Genomic DNA, 25,738 nt, shown 5'->3' with positions numbered 1-25,738 from the left:
TGAAAGCGCTTCAAAGGAAAAAGAAAAAGGGGGTATTATAACTGAAAGCAACCAGAGAAATCCCTGAATCGATGAAGAAACTGGCATCTAATGTAAAAGCGCAGCTGAGTGATCGTCCAAAATTAGCCGAAATGTTCGAGAAATGTATGGCTAACACCTGGAATACAACCTTAAAAAGAATGGCAAATGGCACCACTTTTGTCATTACCGGAGATATTCCAGCGATGTGGCTGCGGGACTCGGCCGCTCAGGTTAGATCCTTTCTGATCCTTGCCTCCGAGGATGAAGAAATTGCGGACATGATTGAGGGAATTGTACAAAGACAATTCGCCTGCATCCAGCTTGACCCTTATGCGAATGCTTTCAATGAAGAAGTTAATGGAAATGGCCATCAGGAGGATGTTACAGCGATGAGCCCAGGAGTGTGGGAAAGAAAATATGAGATTGATTCATTATGCTATCAGATCCAACTGGGTTATCTGCTCTGGAAGAATTCGGGCCGAACTAGTCAGTTTAATGATTCATTTGTTAAGGGTGTAGAAAGAATTATTGCATTATGGACTACTGAACAGAAACATGAGAGCGATTCCAATTATCTTTTTCAACGGATGAACTGTCCACCTACGGATACATTAGCGCGTGAAGGCAAAGGAACGTTGACAGCATATACAGGAATGACTTGGTCTGGATTTCGTCCTAGCGATGATGCCTGTGACTACGGGTATTTGGTTCCTGCAAATATGTTCGCTGTGGTTGTTTTAGAGTATGTATGTGAAATTGCCCGAGAGATCCTAAGGGATCAGGAACTGGAATTGAAAGCTAGAAGACTTTCTGAACAGATTAATGAGGGAATACGCCAGTATGGAATCGTAGACCACCCAGAGTTTGGGACAGTCTATGCATATGAAGTAGATGGCCGTGGACAGGTGAATTTGATGGATGATGCAAATGTGCCGAGTCTGCTCTCTATCCCTTATTTGGGTTATGTGAGTGCCGATGATCCTATCTACAAAAATACCCGAAAGCTTATTTTAAGTAGCAATAATCCTTATTTCTTCGCTGGAAAGGAGGCTTCTGGTATTGGAAGTCCACATACGCCTAGTCGTTATATCTGGCCTATAGCTTTAGCGATCCAGGGTATGACATCTACCAGCAATGAGGAACAGGAATCCTTGCTTAATATGCTGGAGAAGACGGATGCGGGCACCGGATTTATGCATGAAGGGTTTCATGTGGATAATCCTGACGAATTTACACGTCCATGGTTCTCATGGGCAAATATGATGTTCTGCGAGCTGGTGCTTATGCGCTGCGGGTTACAAGTTAAGCGGGGTTAATGTCTACAAGTTTTTCAATTGACTCTAAAGGGGATAGAGAACATGAAAAAATGGCTGGTTACCACACTTGCTTTGGTTATGACAGCTTCACTTGCTACGGGCTGCGGTGGCAGTAATGGGTCTACCGGTAAAGAGTCAGGAACTGCAAGTAAATCAGGGAGCGGTGATGGAAAAAAGACGGAGCTTACCTTCTGGGGGGATTGGGGCGGTGAGGGACAGAAACAATTTGAGACCATGGTCGATGCCTTTAATAAATCTCAGGATAAGATTCATGTAAAGTATGTGCTGCAGCAGGATATGATCACGAAGTTCCTGACTTCCGCAACCAATGGCGGCACTCCTGATGTGCTGTTTTGGGATCGCTGGAGAACTTCATTGTATGCTCCGAAAAACGTCCTGCATCCGGTTGACGAATACTTAACGCGTGACGGTATTTCCAAAGATGACTTCTACAGCGAATCCCTTCGTGAGCTTTCATACGATGACAAATTATATGGGCTGCCGCTTACCGTAGATGCCCGCGCTCTTTTCTATAATAAGAAGCTGCTCGCAGATGCAGGACTTCAGCCTCCAACAACATGGGATGAGCTAGAGGCGGCTGCTACGAAGCTCACCAAATGGAACGGCAATAAATTGGAAATTGCAGGTTTTTCAATGGGGGATTTGGGGCTTTTTAATATGTATCTTCAACAGGCTGGCGGCACCATGCTTACGGAGGATGGAAAGACCAATTTTAATAATGATAAAGGCAAACAGGTACTAGAGTTCTGGGATCGTCTGATGAACAAAGATAAGGTGTATAAAGTAGGGTTTGAGCTTGGACTTGGGGAAGGGCAAGATGCTTTTGTCACAGGCAAAGTTGCTATGTTATATTCCGGTCCGTGGATGCTCAGCACTTATAACAAATATGGTAAAGATCTAGATTATGGAATCGTACCCCCTCCAGCTGGACCAAACGGGGATAAAGGCAGTGTTATGGGCGGATTTGGTCTGGTGATTCCAGAAGGCTCCAAACATAAGGAAGAGGCGTGGGAGTTCATTAAATGGTGGACAGCGAACAAGGATAACGCATTGCTCTGGGCCAAGACCAGTCTGAATCTGCCTGGCTATAAGCCGTCTATGGAAGATCCATTCTTCAGAGATGATCCCAAGTGGCAGCCGTTTCTAGAAACACTGGAATTCGCTAAGGTTCGTCCAAACCACCCTGGTTATTCCGTGATGGAAACCGACGCGTTGGCACCCAATTTGCAGCTAAACCAGCAGAACAAGCTGAGTATTGACGAAACCTTAAAGAAATCACAAGAAGAAGGCGACAAAATGCTAAAGGATAATGAGGTCGTGAAGTAATAAGTAAGACATTTGAAGTAAGGGGGAGGTCTTGCCTCCCTTTTGCTTAGGAGGGGGGAGCTGAAATGGCTTCCATCAGAAAGCTAGAAAAACATCAGGCTCGGACGGCTTATCTGTTTATTACACCCACGATATTGTTGTTTACAGTATTCACGGTCATTCCCGTGGTAATGGCGCTGTATTTAAGCTTTACCAATTACGATGTACTTAGTAGAAATGATTGGATCGGTTTTGATAACTATCGCCGTTTGATAGAGGACAGTTTGTTATGGAAAACATTCCGAAATGTATTTTTTTATTCGATCATTTTCGTTCCGCTAAATATCCTGATTTCGCTGCTCCTCGCGATTCTACTTAGTCGAAGCTGGCGTGGGGTGAAGCTGTTCCGCACTCTGAATTATCTGCCAACTCTTACATCCGCCGTTGCTGCTGCTACCGTTTGGATCTGGCTTTTGCATCCTGAATTTGGTTTGGTTAACGGATTGTTGTCCTATGTTGGGATTACAGGTCCAGCTTGGTTATCCGAGACCCGAACGGCGATGTTGTCCATTATTATGCTTACCCTTTGGCAGTCGGTAGGTTCTAATATGATTATCTACTTGGCAGGTCTGCAAGGTGTGCCTGACTATTTGTATGAATCCGCAAGGCTGGACGGTGCCAATAAACTGGATTGTTTCCGGTATATTACTTGGCCGCAACTACGTCCTACGACCTTTCTAGTCAGCACGATGGCAATCATTGGTGCGTTACAGTTGTTCGACCAAGCTTTTGTGCTGACGCAGGGTGGTCCAGCGAATATGACGAAAACTCCGGTTTATCTGATCTATCAACAGGGCTTTAATCAATTACAAATGGGGTATGCGTCTGCACAAGCTTTTGTGCTTGCTGTGGCGATTCTCATATTCTCACTTATAAACATGCGGATCACAAAGGCGGAGGAGTCCATTGTATAAGCCGGGCTTGTCATGCAGAAAGGGGATAGAGGTATGGATGCTAGTGGAAGTTCGTTATTAAAAAGACGCTTAAGTAAATCTATTTATTATATAGTGTGCATTGTTATTGCAATCGTAATGTTTTTACCTTTCTATTGGAGTGTTCTTACATCTTTGAAGCCTGACGAAGAGATATTCGCCATGCCCATTCGATGGTTTCCTTCACATTTGACCTTAGAGCACTATCGTAAGGCGTTTACAACGGTTCCATTTGCCCTCTTTTTCTGGAATTCACTTGTGCTTGCTGTAGCAGGTGTACTGGCGAATCTGTTTTTTGGTTCGATCAGTGGCTACGCATTCGCAAAGTTGAATTTTAAGCTCAATAAGCCAATATTCCGCGTGCTGCTAGCGGCGATGATGATACCGGGCATAGTGACGATGATCCCTACAGTTTATGTCATGCGTCATATTCCATTTTTCGGAGGTAACGATATTTTTGGCAGTGGGGGGAACGGGTTGATGAACTCCTTCTGGGGAATTATTCTTCCGGGGGCTTCAGGAACTTTTGCTGTGTTCTTTATGCGGCAATTCTTTCTTACCCTACCTAGTGACATGATGGAAATGGCCCGGATCGAAGGCTGTGGAGAGTTTAAGATATTTTGGCGCATTTATTTGCCGCTGACCAAACCAGCGCTGGCGACTTTAAGCATCTTTACTTTTCAAGCGGGCTGGAACAGCTTCCTATGGCCCATGATTGTACTGAATGACCCGGATAAAGCAACGATCCAGATGGGACTTCAAGCCTTCTCCTATAATTTCCAAACGGATTACGGTCCAATGATGGCTGGTGCGCTTGTTGCGATTCTGCCGATATTGGTGCTCTTTCTGGCACTTCAGCGTTATTTTGTGCAGGGGATTGCATTCAGTGGCATAAAAGGTTAATTCAATAAAAATCGAATTAGGGAGAGAGTTTATATGAACCAATTGGAGATCGGGATTTGGGAGGAACGGGCGAATCAAGCACAAGCCGCGCTGGATTCATTATTCTGGAATGACGCGATCAAAATGTACAATATAGAAACACCTTGTCCAAACGGAGAATGTAATACCATTTTTCATTATTGGTGGATGGCTCATGCTGTGGATGTATTGGTAGATGGATTACAGCGAACTAGAGAGGAATGGTATGCCGAACGGCTTTCCGCGCTTCATGAAGGTCTTTTGCGACGAAATGGGGGAGTGTGGCCCAACGAGTTGTATGATGATATGGAATGGATGGCTCTCGCGTGGCTCCGTGCCTATCAAGCAACAGGAGAGGAAGTTTATAAAGATACAGCCCTTCTTTTATGGGAAGACATTCAGACAGGCTGGAACGAGCATATGGGTGGTGGGATCGCTTGGCAGAAGTCACAGTTGGATTATAAAAATACACCTGCCAATGCACCAGCAGCTATACTAGCGGCTCGTTTGTATCAAGCCTTCGGTGAAGCTGAGAATCTAGAATGGGCGCTAAAAATTTATAGATGGCAAAAAGAGCATCTGGTAGACCCGACGACGGGTTTTGTATGGGATGGCATGAATCGCACGGGCAATGGCCAGATCGATAAGGATTGGAGATACTCCTATAACCAAGGTATCTATATTGGCGCAGCTGTAGAACTCTATCGTATCACTAAGGACCCATCCTATTTGGAGGATGCTCGATTAACTTTTTCCGCTGCTGCTCATGAGCTTGCTGAGGCTAAGGGCGGTGTACTTCCAGACGAAGGAAATGGAGATGCTGGATTGTTCAAAGGAATCCTGATTCGGTATACGGCAGAATGGGTCAAAGCTGATGTCGCAGCTGTTGAAGCTGTCGATTTTCTACGTAGGAATGCTGAATCTCTCTGGGAGCAAGGAAAGTCAGAGGACGAAGCTTTGTTTGGCACAGATTGGACTTTGTCATCTACTGGTGTAATTCAGCTCAGCTCCCAACTTAGTGCAATGAAGTTATTGGAGAAGATGGCTGAATTAACTAAGGATCAGATTTGAGGTGAACTTTTTATGACACAAGCTAAAGAAGCCCTAGAAGCGCTTAACTGGCAGGAAAGGTCGGAGTGGTTCCAACAATGTCTAGAACGTAATTATTATAATGCGGAGACGGGGATCATGAATCAATGGTATCCCAGAGAGTATAACGTTCCAGGTGAGAATTTTTATTACTGGTGGCAGGCTCATGTCATTGATATTCTAGTGGATGGCTACGAGCGTAGCGGAGATCCTGCATATTCACTGAGAATCAAGGAATTGAGTGAACATCTCCAAGCTTATAACGGTGGGACTTTCAGGCATAATTACTATGATGATATGGAATGGACGGCATTGGCGCTGCTACGAGCTTATCGGGCAACTGGTTATGAAGCCTACTTAGACGCTGTGCTAGATCTATGGGAGGATATAAAATCAGCTTGGAATGAACATTTTGGAGGCGGTTTGGCCTGGAAGAAGGATCAGCTAGATTATAAAAACACACCTGCCAATGCACCAGCCGTCATTCTAGCAGCTAGGTTATATGAACTTTTTCAAAAGCAGGAGGATCTGGAGTGGGCACTCCGTATCTATGAATGGAACAAAACATATTTAGTGGATCCTGCGACTGGTTTTGTGTGGGATGGAATGAACAGACTCGGGGATGGCCAGATTGATTTCGATTGGGAATTTACTTATTGTCAGGGAGTGTTTCTAGGTGCGGGCTTAGAGCTGTATAAGAATACGGGGGATGTCCATTACTTAGAAGATGCGAATCGAACTGCTAATACATGTATTGATCGTCTATGCGATCCGATGAATATGATGTTGCCTGATGAAGGCATCGATGATACTGGATTATTCAAAGGGATTCTGATTCGTTATCTGGTTCAACTTTGTGGAGAGGTTCCTGAGGCTAGCAGGATTCGTGAGGTAATCATGGCCAATGCTCAGCAGTTATGTGAACGAGGTCTGGATAAACAGCTGGGTCTTTGTAGTCCATCGTGGGAATTGAAACCGGAGCTTCCGGTTCAACTGAGCATTCAACTCAGTGGCTTGATGTTGCTGGAAGGGGCCGCTGTACTCATGGAGAAGTAACTTAAAGGCGTATAAAGAAGCTTCTCTTTTTAAATGGTGCATTGATTTTCCGTTTAAAAAAGAGAGGCTTCTTTTTGTTATTTTAAATTAATCGTTTATCTGTTAGAAAATCCTATGTTTCCAACCGTTCAATTTAGCTACAGCTTCAATATAATAGTAGTCTCCATAGATTAGCGATACATCGATAAAGGAAGTGCCGCTGCCCGTTCCATGCAATAAAATCGCTTCATGCTCTGGCTGCTCCCATGTCGCGTAATTTTCGGTCAGTGAGCGGAGAATTCGCTCCGCTGCATTAGCGTAGAGACTTTTTTCGCCTACAGGTACGATCGCTGCAAGCTCTAACAAACCTGAAGCGGCGATAGATGCCGCAGAGCTATCTTTGAACATCCGTTCGTCATCCGCTAGACGGAAATCCCAATAAGGAACTTGATCCTCAGGTAAAGCCGAGATGAAATAATGGGCAATCCGCTTAGCGGTGTTCAAGAACCGTTCATCTCCACTGTGGCGATAGGTATTGATGAAGCCGTACAGCCCCCAGCCGTTCCACGGCTCCATGAGGATTCAGCTGAATAACCTTGACCGCCAAAATTCTCAATATATGCCCCGGTCTCCGCATCGAAAGATAGAATATGTTTGGTTGATCCATCCTCGCGAATACCATATTGCATCGTCGTCTCTGCATGGCTAATAGCAATATGCTTATACCGTGGATCACCAGTTACTTTGCTCGCCCAGAACAGTAGAGAGATATTCAACATGCAGTCGATAATTGCCCAGCCATATTTATCTTCATTCCATGCGCGGATGAATTTGCCTACAGGATTATAGCGGGCAGCGAGGAAATTCGCCGCTTCAATCCCCCTACGCTGGGCATCTTCGTCACCCGTAAGCTCATGATTTTTTCAGAATAGCTCAAGGTCCGCCGTTCTCCTGATTGGAATATCTGCTGATCTCCAGTCTTGATACTGCTCAATAATTGAAGGATTAACATCGAAATGTCTTCGGTATTTTCGCTTGGATTGCTTTTTTTATTGTGATCATATTGCTCCAGAGTCCACTCCACAATCTCAACACGATCTTCAAGATTAATAGCGCAATGCGTATTTTCCCCTCGCCAAAGTGTTGTGAATAAAGCTTTTCTTTTCGAAAAGCCCACTAGCAGGTTCTCCGCAACATGTGGATCAATATAGAAGATGGATCTTTCAAAAGGACAAGCGGGAGAGACCTCAGAATAGATCCGGTGCAGCTGATAGGGCTGGAAAAAGAATAACATGCCCCTGCGGATATCGTACATCAGCTGATTGACAACAACATTTCCTTGACCGCCATGCACGAACATGATTTCACATCATTGATGCCAGTGATAATAACCTTTGTAATAGTCGTCTGTATATATTTTGTAATCCCAAACTAAGGTCTTATGTTCTTCAAAAACAACGGGTTCGAATAGCTGCTTCATAGGCCCTCCAAGATGACAAAATACAAACATTTTTTATTCCATTATTACTTTAAGGGTTATGAAAGCGATACAATAAAAATGAATTGAGTAATTCTATCGGGAGGCAGGTCGCCATGTTAGATTACATAAACAGAAGCCCAGAATCCAGAATTCAAAATCTTAAAGCTGAACTCGACTTAAAAACTGCAAAAGTGCAGTATTTATCAGTTAATTAGGTGTTGGTTAAGGATATTGCTGCAAATATACAGGAATATGACTCTAAATTAACCTTGGTTATCTTAAAATTAGTGAAAAACTATATTTATGCAGGAAAACTCCTCCGTGGATGAATAAAGGACTTAAAAGATGTAAAATTGCAGGATTTCTACAAGCGGTTCATCGCGTTGGGCTGGAGTTCATACTTTACAACATATTTCCCTTCTGGTCCGGTTACAGGTGAGAGCACCCCTTTGGTGCAGAGGGAATGCAGCATTCGAACGGCTGATCGATGATTGATATTTAAATGAATCTCTACATCAATTGGGCGTAATGGGCGAGCAAGCGTATAGGCAAGTCGGATGATTTCCCGTTCCGCCACACTCTCCAGACTAACTGGAGAAGATTCTGACTGATATCGGCTAAGCAGCATTCGCAACAGTGTCATGCAAATCTCGGGACGACTAGCGACGTCGTCGTATGCAAATGAAATAACTTGAAATCCCATTGCAGATAAGAAGGTTTCTCTGTTCAATTCATTACAGTATTTATTTCTATCCATATCTCGAACATGTGGACCAAACCCTTTGATTTCGATGACTAGCTTCACATACCGAGTGATGTATGCAAAGTCACAGAAATAGGATTGACCCCGCTAATCGAGCACTTCGAATTCTGGATGTAGATCGTCAAAATTCAATCGAAGAGACCACCAAACGTTACGGCAAAATAGCTTCTCCGCTTCCCGATGTCCACGTTCCAAGCGAACTTTGCGTTCCCCTGATCTTTTTTGTAAATGGTATTGAATAAATGAAGCATGCGCCGTTTCGAAGTTCATCTTTAATCATTCCCCCTTAATCAACAAAAGAACGTCCCGATCCATTCAAAAAGGAATGAATCGGGACGTTCTTCGTCTCGTACATTTAATTATAGTTAAGATTCTATTAGTGAACCAAACGAATAGGACTATAAAAACTTAATAAATCAGTAGCTTGATTTCCGCATTCTTTTGTTGATTACTAAGAAGGGGATTTGAGCGGCTTTAATATGAAAATGATGATGGAATGTACAACTTTTAATCAATATGTGATACAATTAAATTGTACACAAATTAAATTAAGAGGAGTTAATCAAATGATCATAGCAGGTAATATCATGGTCGGTCTCGTTGCGTTAATACATATTTATATTGTCTATCTGGAAATGTTCGTTTGGTCAAAGCCCAAAGGGCTTCGAGTTTTTGGAATGACGCAGGAAGTTGCGGATGCTTCTAAAACTCTAGCAGCGAATCAAGGGTTGTATAATGGATTTTTAGCTGCTGGTTTAATTTGGGGACTGGTTCATCCGAATGTGAATATCGGCCACCAAGTTGAAATCTTTTTCCTCTGCACTGTTATAGTGGCGGCGATTTATGGTGCACTGACAGTGAAAAAATCTATTTTGTTTATGCAAGGCCTTCCAGCTTTCATCGCTTTAATACTAGTAGTTTCGACTTATTTTCCTGTGACTTAAGCAGAAGCGGCAACTAACTGTTTGCTAGCAATACCCTTAAAAAAGTTAATTCAAATTAAAAAAAAGGGCTGTTTCCCGGCAGGTAATTACCTGTCAAGGAAACAGCCCTTTTTATGTCTTACGTCTTCACGAGGGGAAGAGCTACTTATTGAATAGAGGCAGCATAAATCGCTTCGACAGATTTGGAGAGGAGCGCGTTAAACTCTTCGTCTGACTGCCCGGAACTTAATCCTTGAGATAAAGCACGTGAGAAGCTGGCGATTAATCCTTGATTATGGGCGAGTTTATCGTTGGCCTCAGCTTGAGTGTAACCGCCGGACAAAGCGACAATTCTTAAAACATGAGGATCGTCCATTAACTCGCGGTAGAAGTTATTCTCCGTGGGTATGGAGAGCTTAAGCATGACCTTTACGTCTTGGCCCAGCTTAGACAATTGAGCTGAAAGTTCTTCTTTTAACAGCTTTTCCGACGCTGTTTTATCAGCAGAATGGATATCAACCTCAGGCTCGATAATCGGAACCAGTCCCGCTTCTAAAATTTGCTTGCCGACTTCAAACTGCTGTTCAACCACTTTTTTGATGCCGGAAGGATTGGCTTCTTTAATCACCGAGCGCATTTTCGTTCCAAAGATATTCCGTTCGTTGGCCCGCTTCAGAAGATCATTTAAGCCGGGAATTGGCTTCATGAGCTGTACCCCGTTTTCTGGCTCGGCAAGTCCTTTATCTATTTTCAGAAATGGGACAATGCCTTTTTCCTCCCACAGATAATCAGCAGTATATTTTCCGTCGATGAGACGGTCCATTGTGTTCTCAAATAAGATTGCACCCAGTATATACTTCGAATCAAATGCAGGGCTCTTGATAATGCGCGTTCGCATCTCGTGAACCATTGCATACATTTGATCTTCATTGGAGTAGCTGTCCTCTTTAATGCCATATTGCAGCAGCGCTTTAGGTGTACTTCCACCACTCTGGTCCAAGGCAGCTATAAATCCCTGTCCCGTCCGAATTCGATCCCATTGCTTCATATTCATGAAAAAATCTCCTTCCTTTCGTAAACTGAATGGAAATTCATGCGTTCTTTAATTATAACACTTAAAATACAGGCCTTAAACAAGAGGCAGGGTGAACAAGGAGGTAACCGTCCAACATGAGTTGGTAGCAACCAAAGAATTAAGGACTTCTGAGTCCGATTCAACCAAGGAGATCAGCGCGAGTTGACGTAAAGGACTGTATTGCAGCTATTGGATATAGTCGGCGGATTTTTGAGAGAAATCGGACTGTATAGCTCTTATCATTTCTCTGAAGCGTACTCTGATAATCTTCCTCGAAGATGACCTTTTTTATGCTTAAAAATCTAAGTTGAGATTAAAAGCAAGATCGATTTGTAATATTTTATGAACGTAGTCCATTTCAAAATGATCAATTACTTGAAGTTAGTTTGAAGATACGAGCGAGCACGAGTAAAGGTGGCGACTGGAAATTTTATTCTTGTTACAAAGTGGCTGGTGTGATGATTTTCTAATCGGAGGGGATGGATCGAAATTGGCTAAAGCCGCACTGGGATTGAGATTTTTCATTAATCAACGTGAATATCCGAGTAATTTAATGCGAATGATCCAATACTATTTTCTTTGTGACATTAATCATAATTACCAATTCATAGCTTTGTGAAAATAATAACTTTTCGTAAATGTCGAAATGAGGTTGACGTATGAAAATATCAGTCGTATGATTGATTCTACTGAGTATGTTAGTAATTAAAAGTAAGTATATAAATAATATATAACAACAGGAGGAATGAAAGTGGAATCATCAACATTTGTGCTATTCGGCGCTACAGGAGATTTGGCAAAACGTAAAATCTATCCTGCACTATATAACCTCTTTTTAGATGGTCAAATTTCAGGTCCTCTTTCTGTGATTGGATTAGGAAGAAGAGAAGTTTCGAACGAAGCCTTCCGTAAGCAAGTACTGCAATCCTTACAGACTTTTTCTAGACAACCAGCCGTTGACTCACCGCAATTGCAGGTGTTCTTGGAGGCTTTTGAATATAGCGTACTAGACGTAGGGAATACCGAAGATTACTCCAAGCTGTTGGAGCATGTTAAACGTCGCGAGCAGTTGTTCAATATTCCGGAGAATCGGATGTTCTATTTGTCTGTGGGTCCTGAGTTCTTCAAGGAAATCGCAGCTAATATTCACTCAAGTGGTCTGGGTTCCACGAAAGGCTGGAAGCGTCTGATTATTGAGAAGCCTTTTGGCACAGATTTGAAATCAGCAAGAGAGCTGAATGATAGCTTGAATGTCGTATTTACTGAAGAAGAAATCTTCCGGATTGACCACTTCCTAGGTAAACCGATGGTGCAGAATTTGGAAGTTCTGAAGTATTCTAATCCAGTGCTAAGAGCGCTGTGGAAAAATAGATATATCGCGAATGTTCAAATTACAGCGAGTGAGACTGTGGGCGTTGAAGAACGGGCAGGCTATTACGATAAAGCTGGCGCACTTCGTGATATGTTCCAGAACCATATGCTGCAGTTGATGATGATGATGGCGATGCAGCTTCCTAAAGGCAGTACACCTGAAGAAATCCGTGGGAAGAAAATATACGTCATGGAGCATCTCATTCCAATTAGCAAAGATGAGGTTAATAAACATGTTGTCCGTGGACAATATACAGAAGGTGAAATCAAAGGGAACCCTGTTGCAGGTTATTTGAATGAGCCAGGAATTAACCAATCCTCGCAAAATGAGACGTTTATCGCAGCGCGTTTATTTATAGATGATCCGCTCTGGAATGATGTACCTTTCTATGTTCGTACAGGTAAGAGAATGAAGGAGAAATCCACACGTATTGTCATTGAGTTTAAAGAACCGTTTAATGATAGTAATAACTTGAACAAAGGAAATGACGTACCGAATTTGCTGATTATCGAGATTGGACCGAATGAAGCTATAACGCTACAACTTAACACGAAAGATCAGCTGCAAAAAGGAAAGCTTGAGCCTGTCCGCGCTACTTATGAAGCGGGTACCTCAGATGTTCCAGAAGCCTACGAGAATCTAATCTTCGATGCACTTCGTGGAGATGCTACCTTCTTCGCTCACTGGAGAGAAGTAGAACTGTCATGGCAGTGGGTTACACCTATCCAGGAAGCGATGGAAGAGGGGCTTATGCCACTTCACACTTATGCTTCAGGTTCATATGGTCCAGATGCGGCTATGGAGCTATTGGGTGAAGATCGCTGGTGGTTCGATGAGGCAGATCAGGAGACAGAAGTTCTCTCTGCTCAGGCAGAAGTTGCAGCAACGCAGGAATCTATACGGCCAGGGGCGTAAGCCCCTGCCTGTTTTTTTTACCAATTTTGGAGAAATTACATCATAAGAATCTATATATCGGAGGGGAATTACATGAAAGTAGGATTAGTTGGATTAGGAAAAATGGGCTTCAATTTGGGCCAGAATTTGCTGGATCATGGACATGAGGTTGTTGCATTTGATTTGAATGCACCTGCTGTAGAGGAAATGAAAGCTAAAGGTGCCAGTGGAGCAGTAACGCTCCCTGAGTTGGTACAACAATTGGAAACGCCTAGAATCATTTGGATTATGGTTCCACATCAGGTTGTGGACTCTGTCATTGCTGAGATCACACCTTTGTTATCAAAAGGAGATATCGTTATTGAAGCGGGCAATTCACATTATAAGGAATCCATTCGCCGATATGAGCAATTGAAGGAACATGGAATCAGCTTTATGGACGCAGGTACATCCGGAGGGATGGAAGGAGCGCGTAACGGCGCTTGTTACATGGTTGGTGGAGATCCTGAAGCTTGGGAGGTTGTTGAGCCCATCTTCCGTGATACAGCTGTGGAAAGCGGCTTTTTATATGCCGGCAAAGCTGGTAGTGGCCATTTTCTAAAAATGGTGCATAACGGTATCGAATACGGCATGATGGCTGCCATCGGTGAAGGCTTTGAGGTGCTCGAAAAGAGTGAGTTTGATTATAACTTTGAGGAAGTCGCTCGGGTGTGGAACCATGGTTCTGTCATCCGTTCTTGGCTGATGGAACTGGTTGAACGTGCGTTCTCGAAAGATGCTAAATTGGATGAGATCAAAGGGATTATGCACTCCTCCGGAGAAGGCAGATGGACGCTCGAAACTGCATTTGATCTGCAAGCTGCAACACCAGTGATCGCGATGGCGTTATTAATGCGCTACCGTTCACTAGAGACCGATACCTTCACGGGTAAAGTAGTGGCTGCACTTCGGAATGAATTTGGTGGACATGCCGTTGAAACAAAGTAATTAATGTTAATCATTAGCCCGAATTTCCTCGCAATTCATTCTGCGGTGAAATTTGGGCTTTTGTTTTGCAAAAATTAATAAATGGAGAGAATAGATCGAGTACGACTTTAATCTTTTCAACATATTTTAGAGTTAGATGGGGAAATTACGATAAGGGGGAGTTGACATGCGAAGCGGAATTCGAGAAAGACTTCATTTTCTGTATAAATTTCTGCATGCGCCCCGACAACTAGGAAGCGTTACTCCCAGTTCGCGCTGGCTGGCAAAAACGATGCTCGACATCATTCCGTGGCAACAAATGCATAAAATAGCTGAGCTGGGTGCTGGTACTGGAGCCATCACAAGATTTATTCCAAGCGGGGAAGAGACCGGGATGAATGTGCTCCTGTTTGAGACGGATCCTGATTTTCGTCATCAACTAAGACTTAAATTCCCTGACCGTATTTTTTTTAACGATTGCCTGCGGCTAAGGCTTGCGCTTCATAATAGAAGGTTGGAGAAGTTAGATTGCATTGTAAGCAGTTTGTCTTTTAGGAATTTCTCAGCCTCAGATCGGACGCTTTACATTGAGCAAATCATATCTTCTTTAAAAGAGGGCGGCTGGTTCATCACTTTTGAATATTTTCCTCAAATGAAGAAGGAATTAATGCAGCATTTTGATATTGTGAGCGTTAAATGGGTGCTGTTAAATTTCCCGCCAGCGCTTGTTTATATTTGTAGGAAGAAGGCTTCTACACAAGTAAAGCAATCAGATCATATTCATTCTTCCATAGATGTAATATCAATTTCTCAGGTTTCTACGGAAAGATAAGGATGAAAAATACAACAAATGCCGTCACCTATACTTACTGGGGAACGGCATTTTTTTAAATTAGGCTCAGTATGTTATTACCACTGTTAATAGAGAACCTCAATATTGTCCTCGTTCAGACGTTTTAGCCAAGCTTCAGATGGCTTACGGTCAGTGATCAAGAAATCAATATGGCCAAGCTCAACCAGCTTTGTAAAAGCAGTTTTATCGAATTTGGTGTGATCCGCCAGGAGTATGACCTTATTGGCTTGTCGTAGCATGTACTTCTTGAGCTCACACTCCGGTTCGTTGGAATCTGTGATGCCTCGTTCCATATCCATTCCTTTGCAACTGATTACCGCTGTATCCACATTGTATCTTTGAATGGTGTCATGGGCTACCGGTCCCACCAGCGACAACGATCGGTAACGAAGTGAACCGCCAGTAGAGATGATATCCATCCCTGAATTCGAGAACTCATGCAAAATATTAATAGAATTTGTGATGATGGTTAGATTGTTTTTGTTTCCCAGCAATTTTAGAAACTCAAAGGCTGTAGAGCTTGGATCTACCATTAATGTATCTCCATCATTGATTAAATCGAGCGCCTTCAAGGCGATTCCCCGTTTAATATCTGTATTCAAGGCATTACGTGTAACAAAAGGCAGATCCTCATTCGTATGGCGATTCAGCATAGCACCGCCATAGGTACGACTAAGGATGCCATCCTTCTCTAGCTTTTCCAAATCTCTGCGTATCGTCTCTTCAGTGACCTCAAACATTTTACTTAGATCGGAGACTAGAACTCGTTTATCTTGATGGACGAGTTCTATTATTTTTTTGCGTCTTTCGGCTGCAAGCATAGGAATCACCTTTCCAAAGCTATATTTTACAATCATAGCGCTTAATATCTGTGTTTTGCAATAAAAACAACTTAAAAACCTCTGTACTTTCCAATAATATTCACAAAACAGATATAAAACAAACAAAAACAACATTAATAATATTTAAAATGTTGACAACAAAGATTTAGGAGCATACGATGAAAAAGGAAATAATTCCCTTGAGATTAATCTAGTTAGTGTGATGTAAGGCCGGCCTAGCTGCTATTCAGAGGCCAGCCTGAGGCGCAGCAGACGGAATACAACGATTATTGAACTCATTAGGAGGCTGGTCAAGCAATGAGCACGCATGTGTATTATGTTCCATCGATCAATATTATGGGCAAGGGATGCTTACAGGAGATTGGTCCTTACATTCAAGAACTTAGTTTGAAGAAGGCACTTGTAGTTACAGACAAATTTCTTATGAAGAGCGGTATTGCTGGTAAATTGTTGGCGGTATTGGACGATGCGGGAATTGAATATGCCATTTATGATGAAGTGAAGCCCAATCCGACCTGTAAAAATGTCCACGATGGCGTAGATTATCTCAAAGCGCAGAATTGTGATTCTCTGATTTCCATCGGTGGTGGGTCGCCTCAGGATACTGCTAAAGCCATTGGTATCATTGCTACGAATGGCGGACATATCAAAGAATATGAGGGCGTACACAAGTCGAGGCATAAATCGCTACCGATCGTTGCTGTGAATACCACCGCAGGCACTTCAGCTGAAGTCACCATTAACTATGTAATCACAGACGAAGAACGTAAAGTGAAGATGGTGATGGTGGATAAGAACAGCATTGCTACCATCTCGGTTAACGATCCAGAGCTTATGGTAGATAAACCATCTGCGCTTACGGCAGCAACAGGAATGGATGCTTTGACCCATGCGATTGAGGCACTGGTGACGCCTGGAGCTTATCCGGTAACTGATGCTACCGCGCTTGCAGCTGTGGAGCTTATTTTCGCAAACTTGACTCGTACTGTTAAGGATGGCCATGATATTGAGGCTCGTGAGCAAATGGTGTATGCGATTTTCCTAGGCGGACTTGCTTTCAATAATGCAGGGCTTGGTTATGTGCACGCGATGGCGCATCAGCTTGGCGGTGTATATGATCTGCCACATGGCGTATGTAACGCAATGCTACTCCCATATGTGGAAGAACAGAATGCCAAATATGTGCCTGAGAAATTCAGGGCTATTGCTAAAGCGATGGGGTTAAACGTTGAGAGTCAAACTGATAAGGAATGCGCGGACTTCGTAATTGAGTCGATCAAGGCGTTGTCTAAAGAAGTAGGCATTCCATCTAAACTATCCGAACTTGGAGTAGATGAGGTCGATCTTGATCTTTTAGCAGAGAACTCCATGAAGGACGCTTGTGCACCGGGTAACCCTTTTATTCCAACGAAGGAAGAAGTCATTACTCTTTTCAAAAAAATACTATAAATCATCCCTTACTTTAGGAGATTCTTTATGAATAATCATATCGCCGTTGATATTGGTGCCTCTAGTGGGCGGTTAGTACGCGGAATATTGCGAGAGGGCGTCCTCATTTTAGAGGAGCTTCATCGGTTTAGCAATCGTTTTATAGCACAAGAGGATTCTTGTTTTTGGGACATAGATTATTTATTCGATCAGATCATTATAGGGCTTCAGAAAGCCAAGGCTCAAGGAATTACAGAGTGTACGCTGGGTATAGATACATGGGCTGTAGATTATGTACTCGTGGATGCGGAAGGGCATCGTATCCAGGAAGTTTACGCTTATCGTGATCGTAGAACTGATAAGGCTATGGATGAGGTAGCTAAGCATATTTCTCCTCTAACTATATATGAAAAGACTGGTATTCAACAGTTGTCATTTAATACGTTGTATCAGCTTTATGTTCACAGTGAAGAAGAAATAGCCCAAGCGGATCAAATCTTACTCGTACCTGATTATCTGTATTACAGATTAACAGGTCGCAAGATCAATGAGGTTACTAACGCATCTTCAACTCAGCTATTGAATCTAGAGAGTCGAGATTTCGACAATGACCTGTTGGATTTTCTGAATATTAAAAGAGATCAATTCGCTACATTGACTGAACCTGGAGTAATTATTGGCCCCCTCGATGAAGCACTAATTCAGGTATATGATCTTCCAGATTGCCAACTGATCTGTGTAGCCACACATGATACAGCTTCTGCAGTGCTGGGTGCTCCTCTTCAAAGAGACTCCGCGTATATCAGCAGTGGAACATGGTCATTGCTCGGCGTTGAACGAACTCAGCCACTCAATTCTATGATGGCCATGAAGGCCAATTACACCAATGAATGGGGCGCATATGGAACCTATAGATTCCTCAAAAATGTTATGGGCCTTTGGCTCATCCAAGAGGTTCGCAGGCTAATGGACGATCGTTATAGCTTTGCGGAACTAGCAGAGCTTGCACATGGAGAAGAAGGCTTCCGGAGCCTGATCTCCTGTAATGATCCGAGATTTCTCAATCCTTCAAATATGATAGAAGAGATTCGCAGTGCCTGCGCAGAGAGCGGGCAGCCTGTTCCTGAGACGCCAGGTCAGTTGGCTCGCTGTATTTTTGACAGCTTGGCATTATCGTACCTTACTTACTTGGAAGAACTAGAAGAACTAATAGAAAGCCGAATCGAGGTTCTGCAGATTGTGGGTGGAGGTGCTAACAACAGCCTGTTATGCCAACTGACTGCTGATGTTATAGGCAGAGAAGTTAAGGCTGGCCCAACGGAATCCACAGCACTTGGTAATATAGTGGTGCAGATGATTAGCACGGGAAGTATAACTGATATTAATGAAGCGAGAGATATTATCGCTGAATCATTTGAGATAAAGGCCTATACACCGCGCCCGACCGCTCATCTTGAAGACATTCTAATTCGCTGGAAAGAGCTTCAGTTGTCCAAAATACAACATCAAATCTAATTAAACTTACGCTATATGATTTTAGGAGGAACTACAGCATGGATCAGAGTATTATCACTAGCTATAATGAAGCCAAAAAATTATACGCAGCCCATGGGATTGATGTGGAGAAAGTGCTGGAGCGGCTCGCGCAAATTAAGATTTCCATCCATTGCTGGCAGGGCGATGATGTACAAGGGTTTCTTTTTAAAGATAAAGAACTAAGCGGGGGAATAGCAGTAACAGGAAGTTATCCCGGTCGAGCTGGCACGCCAGATCAATTGCGCCAAGATTTAGAAAAGGCACTATCCCTCATTCCAGGCAAGCATAAAGTAAATTTACATGCGATCTATGCAGATACAGATGAAAAAGTTGATTTAGATGAATTGGAGCCACGCCATTTCCAATCTTGGGTAGACTGGGCGAAGGAGCAGGGGCTGGGTCTTGATTTTAATCCTACTTGCTTCTCACATCCTAAAGCTACAGACGGTTTTACGCTAAGTCACTCGGACGATGAGATTCGTAACTTCTGGATTAAGCATTGTAAGGCTTCTCGGACGATTGCCGAGCATTTTGGTAAAGAACTGGGTCAACCGTGCGTGACTAACTTTTGGGTACCAGACGGATATAAAGATACACCAGTCGATCGTTTAGGTCCAAGAGTGCGGTTAAAGGAGTCACTGGATGAGATTTTTAGTGTGGAAATAAATCCTCTTTATAATATTGATGCTGTAGAAAGTAAATTGTTCGGAATCGGTTCTGAGAGTTATGTGGTTGGTTCACATGAGTTCTATATGGGCTATGGTTTAACTCGCGGCAAAGCCATCTGTTTGGATGCCGGACATTTCCATCCTACTGAGATGATCTCAAATAAGCTATCTTCGATTCTTATGTTTAGTGAGCAGCTGCTGCTGCATGTAAGCAGACCCGTCCGTTGGGACAGTGACCACGTTGTAACTATGGATGACGAGCTGCTAGAAATCGCCCGTGAATTGGTACGTGGGGATTTACTCTCCCGAACGAATGTCGGACTTGATTTCTTTGATGGCAGTATTAATCATATCGCTGCTTGGGTGATTGGTACACGTAATACCATTAAGGCGTTACTTCGCGCAATGCTCGAACCGGTGGAAGAATTGAAGCGAATCGAGCGGCTTGGTGATTACACTTCACGACTAGCGTTGGTGGAAGAATTCAAATCGTATCCGTTTGGAGCCGTGTGGGATTACTATTGTGCTTCGCAAGATACACCCGTTCGGGAGCAATGGCTGGCTGAAGTGAAGCGTTATGAGCAGGAAGTTCTGTCTGCAAGATAGAGTGTTAGAGTGGATGTGGAGAGCAACATATACAAAGGAGAGATTGACAATGAGTACATCTGTTTTAGAATCCAAAGGGTATATTGCCAGTAGTGAGGCTCCATTTATTCAGGAAATGTCTGAGATTACCCGTCATATGTGGGAGCTTGGCTGGGATGAGCTGAATGGCGGTAATGTCAGCTATCTGCTGGATGAGAATGAGGTTGCTAAATATATTAACGTTCTAGAACCACTACGCACCATTAAACTTACCTTCCCTGTAAAAGAATTAGCCGGCAAATACTTCATCGTGACAGGCTCTGGCAAGTATTTTAGAAATGTGATCAAAGACCCGGAAGCCAATCTCGGTGTGCTTCGTGTAAGTGCGAATGGTGAAAGCGTGGAAGTGTTATGGGGATTACGGAACGGCGCTGTACCTACTAGTGAATTGGCTTCCCATTTCATGAGCCATATTGAGCGACTGAAGGTGGACCCTACGCACCGTATCGTACTGCATACACATGCTACGAATGTTATCGCGATGACCTTCACGCATGATCTGGATGAATTGAAGTTTACGAAGACGCTTTGGGAAATGTGCACAGAGTGCCTTGTTGTTTTCCCGGATGGTGTTAGTGTCATTCCATGGATTGTTCCTGGCAGCAGTGAAATCGGCCGTGAAACCGCAAAGAAAATGAAGGATCACCGCCTAGTGATCTGGCCGCAGCACGGGATTTTCGGCACTGGCTCCACTATGGATGCCACCTTTGGTCTAGTAGAGACTGTAGAAAAGGCTGCTACGATCTACAACCTGATTGGTGGAAGAGAAATTAAGCAAAAGATCAAAGATCAGCAACTGTGGGATTTAGCTAAGGCGTTCGGAGTAACTCCAAAAGCTGGTATTCTTGAGGTTTAGGAAGTTCGTACTGGGATGAAAACCGGGCGTTCGCAGATTTTGCGAGGTCCGGTTTTTTTTATGATTTTTTCTTACACAAAGAACTTAAAAATTTGCATTTTCCATCTTCTGGGGAGATAATTAGCCTTACTTAAAGTAATCAAATAATCAATTGGAGGTAATATGTATGAACACTGAGCTATTATTTTCACCTATTCAAGTGGGGAATCTTTCGCTGTCAAACCGAATCGTCATGGCGCCGATGACTCGGGTATACTCACCGGATGGTGTACCAGGAAGTAATGTTGCCGCATATTACCGTAGACGGGCAGAAGGTGGAGTAGGATTGATCGTTACCGAGGGTACAGCTATTAATCATCCTTCGGCAGTCAGCCACGCCAATATTCCCAATATACATGAAGAAGCAGCTTTAGAGGGCTGGAAGCAGGTAGTAGAAGAAGTTCACGCAGCTGGAGGTAAGATCATCCCCCAATTATGGCATGTGGGTATGGCGCGAACTATAGGGGAAGGCCCTAATGTTGAAGCCCTTCCTATTGGCCCTTCTGGTCTAAATTTAGCAGGAGAACCTGTGACAGAGCCACTTACTACAGCTGAAGTTGAAAGCTTAGTTTCAGCATTTGCTCAAGCAGCAGCGAACGCGAAAAAAGTAGGTTTTGATGGTATCGAGATTCATGGTGCACATGGTTATCTGATAGACCAGTTCTTCTGGGAAGGAACGAACAAACGTACCGATCGTTACGGTGGCGATTTGGTTGGTAGAACTACATTTGCAGTAGAGGTTATTGAAGCTTGCCGTAAAGCGGTTGGGCCAGATTTTCCGATCGTGCTACGCTTCTCTCAATGGAAATTGGGTGCCTATGATGAGAAGCTGGCAAAAAATGCAGATGAGCTCGAAAGATTCCTTACTCCACTTAGCGATGCTGGCGTTGATATTTTCCACTGCTCCACTCGTCGCTTCAGCCAACCTGAATTTGAGGGATCTGAGCTTAATCTCGCAGGGTGGACCAAGAAAATCACGGGGAAACCATCAATTACGGTGGGTTCTATCGGTCTTCACAGTGATTTTTTTGCAGAAGACTCAGCTCAGAAGACAGAAGATAACATTAATGAATTACTAGAAAGAATGGACCGTGAGGAATTTGATTTGGTTGCTGTGGGTAGAGCATTAATAAGCGATCCGGCTTGGCCTGCCAAAGTTCAAAGTGGAGCAATAGACGAGATCATTCCATTCACGGCTGAATCGACAAAAACTCTATACTAAAGGGAAAGAACAGCGGGTTATGGACAGCTCTGTTTTTAGAATAATTTTCATTAAGGGCTAATATTATCATAGATATTAAAAAGCGTAATAGGTAAGGAGGATATGGGTTGATAGATATCACAGAAGTCTTCATAGATACTCTAGCACCGAACAGTGCAGCAATTAAGAACGGGCAAGGACTAGTTAAGAAGAGACGATTCGTCCAATTGAATCAGTCGGAAGACGGCGTGGTTCTGTTTGGTGAATGTGGTGGTAGCGGTAGCAGCAACTATTATCCTTCTGCTGATTTTGTTGTTTCTGACAAACCGGTGATGCGTTGTACTTGTCCAAGTAGGCAGATTCCTTGCAAGCATGTCCTCGGATTGCTATATGCCTATGTAGGCAAGGAGACTTTCGTATCTGCAACGATACCTGAAGATCTTGCTGTTAAACGAGAAAAGACGAGTAAGCGTGAAGAACGAAAATCGGAGCTTGCTGCGGAAGGGGCTAATGTTAAGCCCAAGAAAGTGAACAAGTCCGCACTTAAGAAAAAGATTGGAGCTCAACTGGAGGGCTTGGCTGTACTGGAGAAATTGACCCAATCGCTTATACGTGCAGGACTTGGAACAATAGACGCCAAAGGTGTAAAGGATATTCAGGTGCACGTGAAGATGATGGGCAATTATTATTTAACTGGTGCACAAATTGAATTAAGACGATTAGCTTTATTGCTCTCTTCTTCTGACAATCGTGAGAAAACTTATTCATTAGCAATAGAGCAGCTAACCCGAATTCATGCGTTCATTAAGAGAGGGCGCGCTCATCTAACAATGAAGCTGGAAGATCCGGATATGTCTTTGAATCATGAATCTACGATTGAAGAATGGCTTGGTCATGCTTGGCAGCTAACGGAGCTTAAGGAATGCGGTCTGATGAGTTCGGATGTAGAGCTGATCCAGCTTTCATTCCTCAGCTATGATGATGAAGCCAGACAGGAATATGTAGACCTCGGCTACTGGATAGAAAAATCTACAGGTGATATACATCGTACGCTCCAATATCGTCCTTATAAAGCAGCTAAATATATTCATGAAGAAGATAGCTTCACTGATGTTGCACTTATTCCTTCCTTCTATCGTTATCCTGGTGACCGGAACCGGAGAGTTCGTTTCGAGAATATGTCAACACGGCCTCTGACTAATCAGGATGTAGAGTGGATCGTTTCTAAGGCAGTTCATTCTTATTCCGACTGCTTCAAGCAGATAAAAAATCAGTTGAAGAATCCGCTAGCGGACAAGAATCCTGTGTTGCTGCTGCATGTGAATAAGATTAGCAAATCGCAGCAAGATCAGTTCGTCATTACGGACGAATCGGGCCAGCATTTGGTGTTAGACCAAATAGTAGCACTCGAGCAGGATACACTTGCACTGTTACAATACTTTACACTCGAAGAATTATCGGATACTACGATGCTGCTTATGTTTGAACATCAACTCGATACAGGACGATTGAAAGCACAACCGTTAACCCTTATCAAAGGGATGGAGATGATCCGTCTCTTATATTAAAAAAATTAAGAAAGCATAAGTTTCACATAAACTTTGGGAGGAATATCCATGAGTACAGCTTTACTACAAGAGCTTCATCAAGAAGTAAACCGGCTGTATATAGCTGGAAGTGAGCTCGCTGCTGAGGATTTCCGCTTAAAGCGGCTATTGCCACAGTTTCAACAGTTAGGCGAACGTGCTCCCATATTCAAAAGGTTAGGAGAGGGAATCGTTGCGGTCATTGAACCAGATCATTCCGAGGGATCTTCCTCTGCTCAGAACCTACAGGAGCTCAGTGTGCTGCTTAGCTCGGTGCTATATACACAGGGGGCGACTTCGCCTGATGGTGAACTGCTTGAGGTGGAAGTCCATCCGGTGAGATTGCCTACTCGGTTCTCATATCGTAAGCTGTCAGCGGTACAGACGGCATTAAAGACTCGCGGGGGAGGACGATATGAGATTATCAAGGAAGCTTTTGAGACAGGACTGTTTCAAGATCTTCGAATGATTCATCCCGCGTTAGCAGCCCTCCAAGATCCATATGTTGAGATCGCCGAGCTTGTAATGAAGCAGATCCTGCCAGCTTATGGGCCTCAGATTATTCCGATCCTTATCGATCAATTTGATCCTGCTGGAGGAATAGTAGAGACGAGAAAGCTGTACGTGATCGCAGTATTAGGTGGTGATAGCGTTCAGGATCTGATCTATCAAGCTGCAGATTCAGGATCAGAAGATGTTCGAGCCATGGCTATTTCTCTGCTCGCAGGTCAGGGACAATATGAAATCGAATTACTGGCTTGGAGTACAGATAAGAAGAAAAAGATTCGCGAAGCTGCCTATAATGCGCTGGCTAAGAGCGACTCGGTAAATGTGGTGAACCGGCTGCATGAGGCATTTACGGGAAAAGATAGTGAACTTGTAGTTCCTGCATTGAGACAATGTCAAGCCCAAGAGCTCACAAAACGACTTGTTGTAGAGTTATCAGATATGCTTCAAACTGTCTCAGAGATTATGGGCGATACGAAGAAGAAAGACGGATTATGGAATAAGGTAGTCCAGTATCTTCGGGTTTTATCTTACAAACGCAGTCCTGAACTAGAGAAACTATATTTTAATGTTCTCGAGCAGTATCCATTATATATGAATCAGCTAAAGTGGAATTCATTGATCGAGGAAGCAAACTCCTATTTTAGACAGATAGATTCTATCGAAGCGAGACGTATATTACAGCAAACACTTGAGCGTGATCTTGTCTACTATAGAAACAATAGAAGATATGTGAATGATGTTTTTAAAGATGCGTATCTCTACTTGTCACCAGAGCGTGTGTATGAACAATATGTTGAAGTTCTAAAGCATTATGCGCCATCTTCAACTAGCAATGCTTCTTCAATGGCGCAGCAACTGCTGCGCACCATATCTGAAGTTGTAGTTCAACGATCTCATGGAACTTATGATGCAGTTTGGAATTCACCTGTAGACCAGATTCAATATATGTATAAGGTCGTAATGCAGCCGCCCGAGGTACTGGCTATTCAATGGGATTCACGGTGGCTTGACGCTTTTATAGAACTGGATCAATACGAACTGGTAAGTGCCTTTGCAAGGCCGGGACATGCCGAAGCAATGCAGTATTTGCTTCGTAAATTGACCGATAATCCTGAATTCCGCCATCGGTTTTCCAATATTCTCTTGATGGGCTTAGCACGTACAGGGATAAATAAACAACATTTGCAAGAAGCTCTCCTAGTGGCTTTGGAAGATGATAGAAATACAGAATGTCGATTAATTGAACCGTATACATTTGAACAGCTATGTCAGCTTCCAGCGAGTTTTGCGAGTCGAATAATAACTGTTCTACCTCGATTTAGTGAGGTTGCAGAAGAACAACTTGAGTATGTCATTCGTCTCATGCAAGGACCATCAAACCCAAATGAAGAGGTGTAGCTA

At 43.3% G+C, this 25,738-nt stretch carries 23 protein-coding genes and 1 pseudogene; 17 read left to right on the top strand and 7 right to left on the bottom strand.

Going from position 1 to position 25,738, the window contains the following annotated elements; genetic code table 11:
• Positions 1-71: 71 nt before the first annotated feature.
• From MKY99_RS17140 to MKY99_RS17115, 6 genes are all read left to right on the top strand, one after another.
• The gene (locus tag MKY99_RS17140) at positions 72-1,337 is read left to right on the top strand and encodes a glycoside hydrolase family 125 protein (protein ID WP_339265211.1); all 1,266 of its coding nucleotides are present in this window, start codon (positions 72-74) and stop codon (positions 1,335-1,337) included.
• Between the two features lie 42 nt (positions 1,338-1,379).
• Positions 1,380-2,684 carry an ABC transporter substrate-binding protein gene (locus tag MKY99_RS17135; protein WP_339265209.1) on the top strand — a complete coding sequence of 435 codons (1,305 nt, stop codon included), beginning with the start codon at positions 1,380-1,382 and terminating at the stop codon, positions 2,682-2,684.
• Between the two features lie 65 nt (positions 2,685-2,749).
• The gene (locus MKY99_RS17130) at positions 2,750-3,637 is read left to right on the top strand and encodes a sugar ABC transporter permease (protein ID WP_076298808.1); all 888 of its coding nucleotides are present in this window, start codon (positions 2,750-2,752) and stop codon (positions 3,635-3,637) included.
• Between the two features lie 33 nt (positions 3,638-3,670).
• The gene (locus MKY99_RS17125; RefSeq protein ID WP_076298809.1) at positions 3,671-4,558 is read left to right on the top strand and encodes a carbohydrate ABC transporter permease; all 888 of its coding nucleotides are present in this window, start codon (positions 3,671-3,673) and stop codon (positions 4,556-4,558) included.
• A gap of 33 nt (positions 4,559-4,591) precedes the next feature.
• Positions 4,592-5,647 (top strand): glycoside hydrolase family 76 protein, encoded by a 1,056-nt coding sequence (locus MKY99_RS17120; RefSeq protein ID WP_339265205.1) that lies wholly within the window; start codon positions 4,592-4,594, stop codon positions 5,645-5,647.
• Between the two features lie 12 nt (positions 5,648-5,659).
• Complete coding sequence (locus MKY99_RS17115) at positions 5,660-6,721, top strand: glycoside hydrolase family 76 protein (protein ID WP_339265203.1); 1,062 nt, start codon at positions 5,660-5,662, stop codon at positions 6,719-6,721.
• Between the two features lie 102 nt (positions 6,722-6,823).
• Here MKY99_RS17115 and MKY99_RS17110 read toward each other — a convergent pair whose 3' ends face one another.
• From MKY99_RS17110 to MKY99_RS17090, 5 genes and pseudogenes are all read right to left on the bottom strand, one after another.
• Positions 6,824-7,204 (bottom strand): hypothetical protein, encoded by a 381-nt coding sequence (locus tag MKY99_RS17110; protein WP_339265201.1) that lies wholly within the window; start codon positions 7,202-7,204, stop codon positions 6,824-6,826.
• The gene (locus MKY99_RS17105) at positions 7,201-7,479 is read right to left on the bottom strand and encodes a hypothetical protein (protein ID WP_339265199.1); all 279 of its coding nucleotides are present in this window, start codon (positions 7,477-7,479) and stop codon (positions 7,201-7,203) included. Before MKY99_RS17105 ends, MKY99_RS17110 begins: the two co-directional genes overlap by 4 nt.
• A gap of 56 nt (positions 7,480-7,535) precedes the next feature.
• Positions 7,536-8,060, bottom strand: coding sequence for an AraC family ligand binding domain-containing protein (locus tag MKY99_RS17100; protein ID WP_339265197.1), 525 nt, complete (start codon positions 8,058-8,060; stop codon positions 7,536-7,538).
• Between the two features lie 484 nt (positions 8,061-8,544).
• Positions 8,545-9,009 (bottom strand): annotated as a pseudogene (locus tag MKY99_RS17095) (hypothetical protein); the annotation flags it as partial.
• A gap of 21 nt (positions 9,010-9,030) precedes the next feature.
• Positions 9,031-9,213, bottom strand: a complete 183-nt coding sequence (locus MKY99_RS17090) for a hypothetical protein (protein ID WP_339265195.1) — start codon at positions 9,211-9,213, stop codon at positions 9,031-9,033.
• Positions 9,214-9,509: 296 nt separating this feature from the next.
• Here MKY99_RS17090 and MKY99_RS17085 point away from each other — a divergent pair, with 296 nt between their 5' ends.
• Positions 9,510-9,887 carry a DUF1304 domain-containing protein gene (locus tag MKY99_RS17085; protein ID WP_339271690.1) on the top strand — a complete coding sequence of 126 codons (378 nt, stop codon included), beginning with the start codon at positions 9,510-9,512 and terminating at the stop codon, positions 9,885-9,887.
• A gap of 145 nt (positions 9,888-10,032) precedes the next feature.
• Here the strand turns inward: MKY99_RS17085 and MKY99_RS17080 are convergent, their stop codons facing one another.
• Entirely contained in the window at positions 10,033-10,920 is an 888-nt protein-coding gene (locus tag MKY99_RS17080) for a fructose bisphosphate aldolase (RefSeq protein WP_339265193.1), read from the bottom strand.
• Positions 10,921-11,692: 772 nt separating this feature from the next.
• On the opposite strand from MKY99_RS17080, the gene zwf reads away from it, so the two are divergent.
• The 3 genes from zwf (at position 11,693) to MKY99_RS17065 (ending at position 15,005) form a co-directional block, all read left to right on the top strand.
• Complete coding sequence (gene zwf, locus MKY99_RS17075) at positions 11,693-13,228, top strand: glucose-6-phosphate dehydrogenase (protein ID WP_339265191.1); 1,536 nt, start codon at positions 11,693-11,695, stop codon at positions 13,226-13,228.
• Positions 13,229-13,300: 72 nt separating this feature from the next.
• Positions 13,301-14,194 carry a phosphogluconate dehydrogenase (NAD(+)-dependent, decarboxylating) gene (gnd, locus tag MKY99_RS17070; RefSeq protein WP_042188983.1) on the top strand — a complete coding sequence of 298 codons (894 nt, stop codon included), beginning with the start codon at positions 13,301-13,303 and terminating at the stop codon, positions 14,192-14,194.
• A 166-nt stretch (positions 14,195-14,360) separates the two neighbouring features.
• Positions 14,361-15,005: a phospholipid methyltransferase gene (locus MKY99_RS17065; protein WP_339265189.1), complete on the top strand. Its 645-nt coding sequence runs from the start codon at positions 14,361-14,363 to the stop codon at positions 15,003-15,005.
• An 86-nt stretch (positions 15,006-15,091) separates the two neighbouring features.
• Here MKY99_RS17065 and MKY99_RS17060 read toward each other — a convergent pair whose 3' ends face one another.
• Positions 15,092-15,847 (bottom strand): DeoR/GlpR family DNA-binding transcription regulator, encoded by a 756-nt coding sequence (locus MKY99_RS17060; RefSeq protein WP_339265187.1) that lies wholly within the window; start codon positions 15,845-15,847, stop codon positions 15,092-15,094.
• Between the two features lie 318 nt (positions 15,848-16,165).
• Between MKY99_RS17060 and MKY99_RS17055 the strand changes: the two genes are divergently transcribed.
• The 7 genes from MKY99_RS17055 (at position 16,166) to MKY99_RS17025 (ending at position 25,735) form a co-directional block, all read left to right on the top strand.
• Complete coding sequence (locus MKY99_RS17055) at positions 16,166-17,317, top strand: iron-containing alcohol dehydrogenase (RefSeq protein WP_339265185.1); 1,152 nt, start codon at positions 16,166-16,168, stop codon at positions 17,315-17,317.
• A gap of 27 nt (positions 17,318-17,344) precedes the next feature.
• Positions 17,345-18,811 (top strand): rhamnulokinase, encoded by a 1,467-nt coding sequence (rhaB, locus tag MKY99_RS17050; RefSeq protein ID WP_339265183.1) that lies wholly within the window; start codon positions 17,345-17,347, stop codon positions 18,809-18,811.
• Between the two features lie 38 nt (positions 18,812-18,849).
• Positions 18,850-20,106 (top strand): L-rhamnose isomerase, encoded by a 1,257-nt coding sequence (gene rhaA, locus MKY99_RS17045; RefSeq protein WP_339265181.1) that lies wholly within the window; start codon positions 18,850-18,852, stop codon positions 20,104-20,106.
• 49 nt (positions 20,107-20,155) lie between these two features.
• Positions 20,156-21,001, top strand: a complete 846-nt coding sequence (gene rhaD, locus MKY99_RS17040) for a rhamnulose-1-phosphate aldolase (protein WP_339265179.1) — start codon at positions 20,156-20,158, stop codon at positions 20,999-21,001.
• Positions 21,002-21,167: 166 nt separating this feature from the next.
• Positions 21,168-22,262 carry an NADH:flavin oxidoreductase gene (locus MKY99_RS17035; RefSeq protein WP_042188971.1) on the top strand — a complete coding sequence of 365 codons (1,095 nt, stop codon included), beginning with the start codon at positions 21,168-21,170 and terminating at the stop codon, positions 22,260-22,262.
• A 107-nt stretch (positions 22,263-22,369) separates the two neighbouring features.
• On the top strand, positions 22,370-23,809 hold the full coding sequence (locus MKY99_RS17030) for an SWIM zinc finger family protein (protein ID WP_339265177.1): 1,440 nt from the start codon (positions 22,370-22,372) through the stop codon (positions 23,807-23,809).
• 48 nt (positions 23,810-23,857) lie between these two features.
• Positions 23,858-25,735, top strand: a complete 1,878-nt coding sequence (locus tag MKY99_RS17025; protein ID WP_339265175.1) for a HEAT repeat domain-containing protein — start codon at positions 23,858-23,860, stop codon at positions 25,733-25,735.
• The last annotated feature ends 3 nt before the right edge of the window (positions 25,736-25,738 follow it).

Source organism: Paenibacillus sp. FSL R5-0470 (assembly GCF_037975205.1).
Taxonomy (GTDB): Bacteria; Bacillota; Bacilli; order Paenibacillales; family Paenibacillaceae; genus Paenibacillus_AQ.
This window is presented reverse-complemented; position numbering and strand designations above follow the sequence as displayed.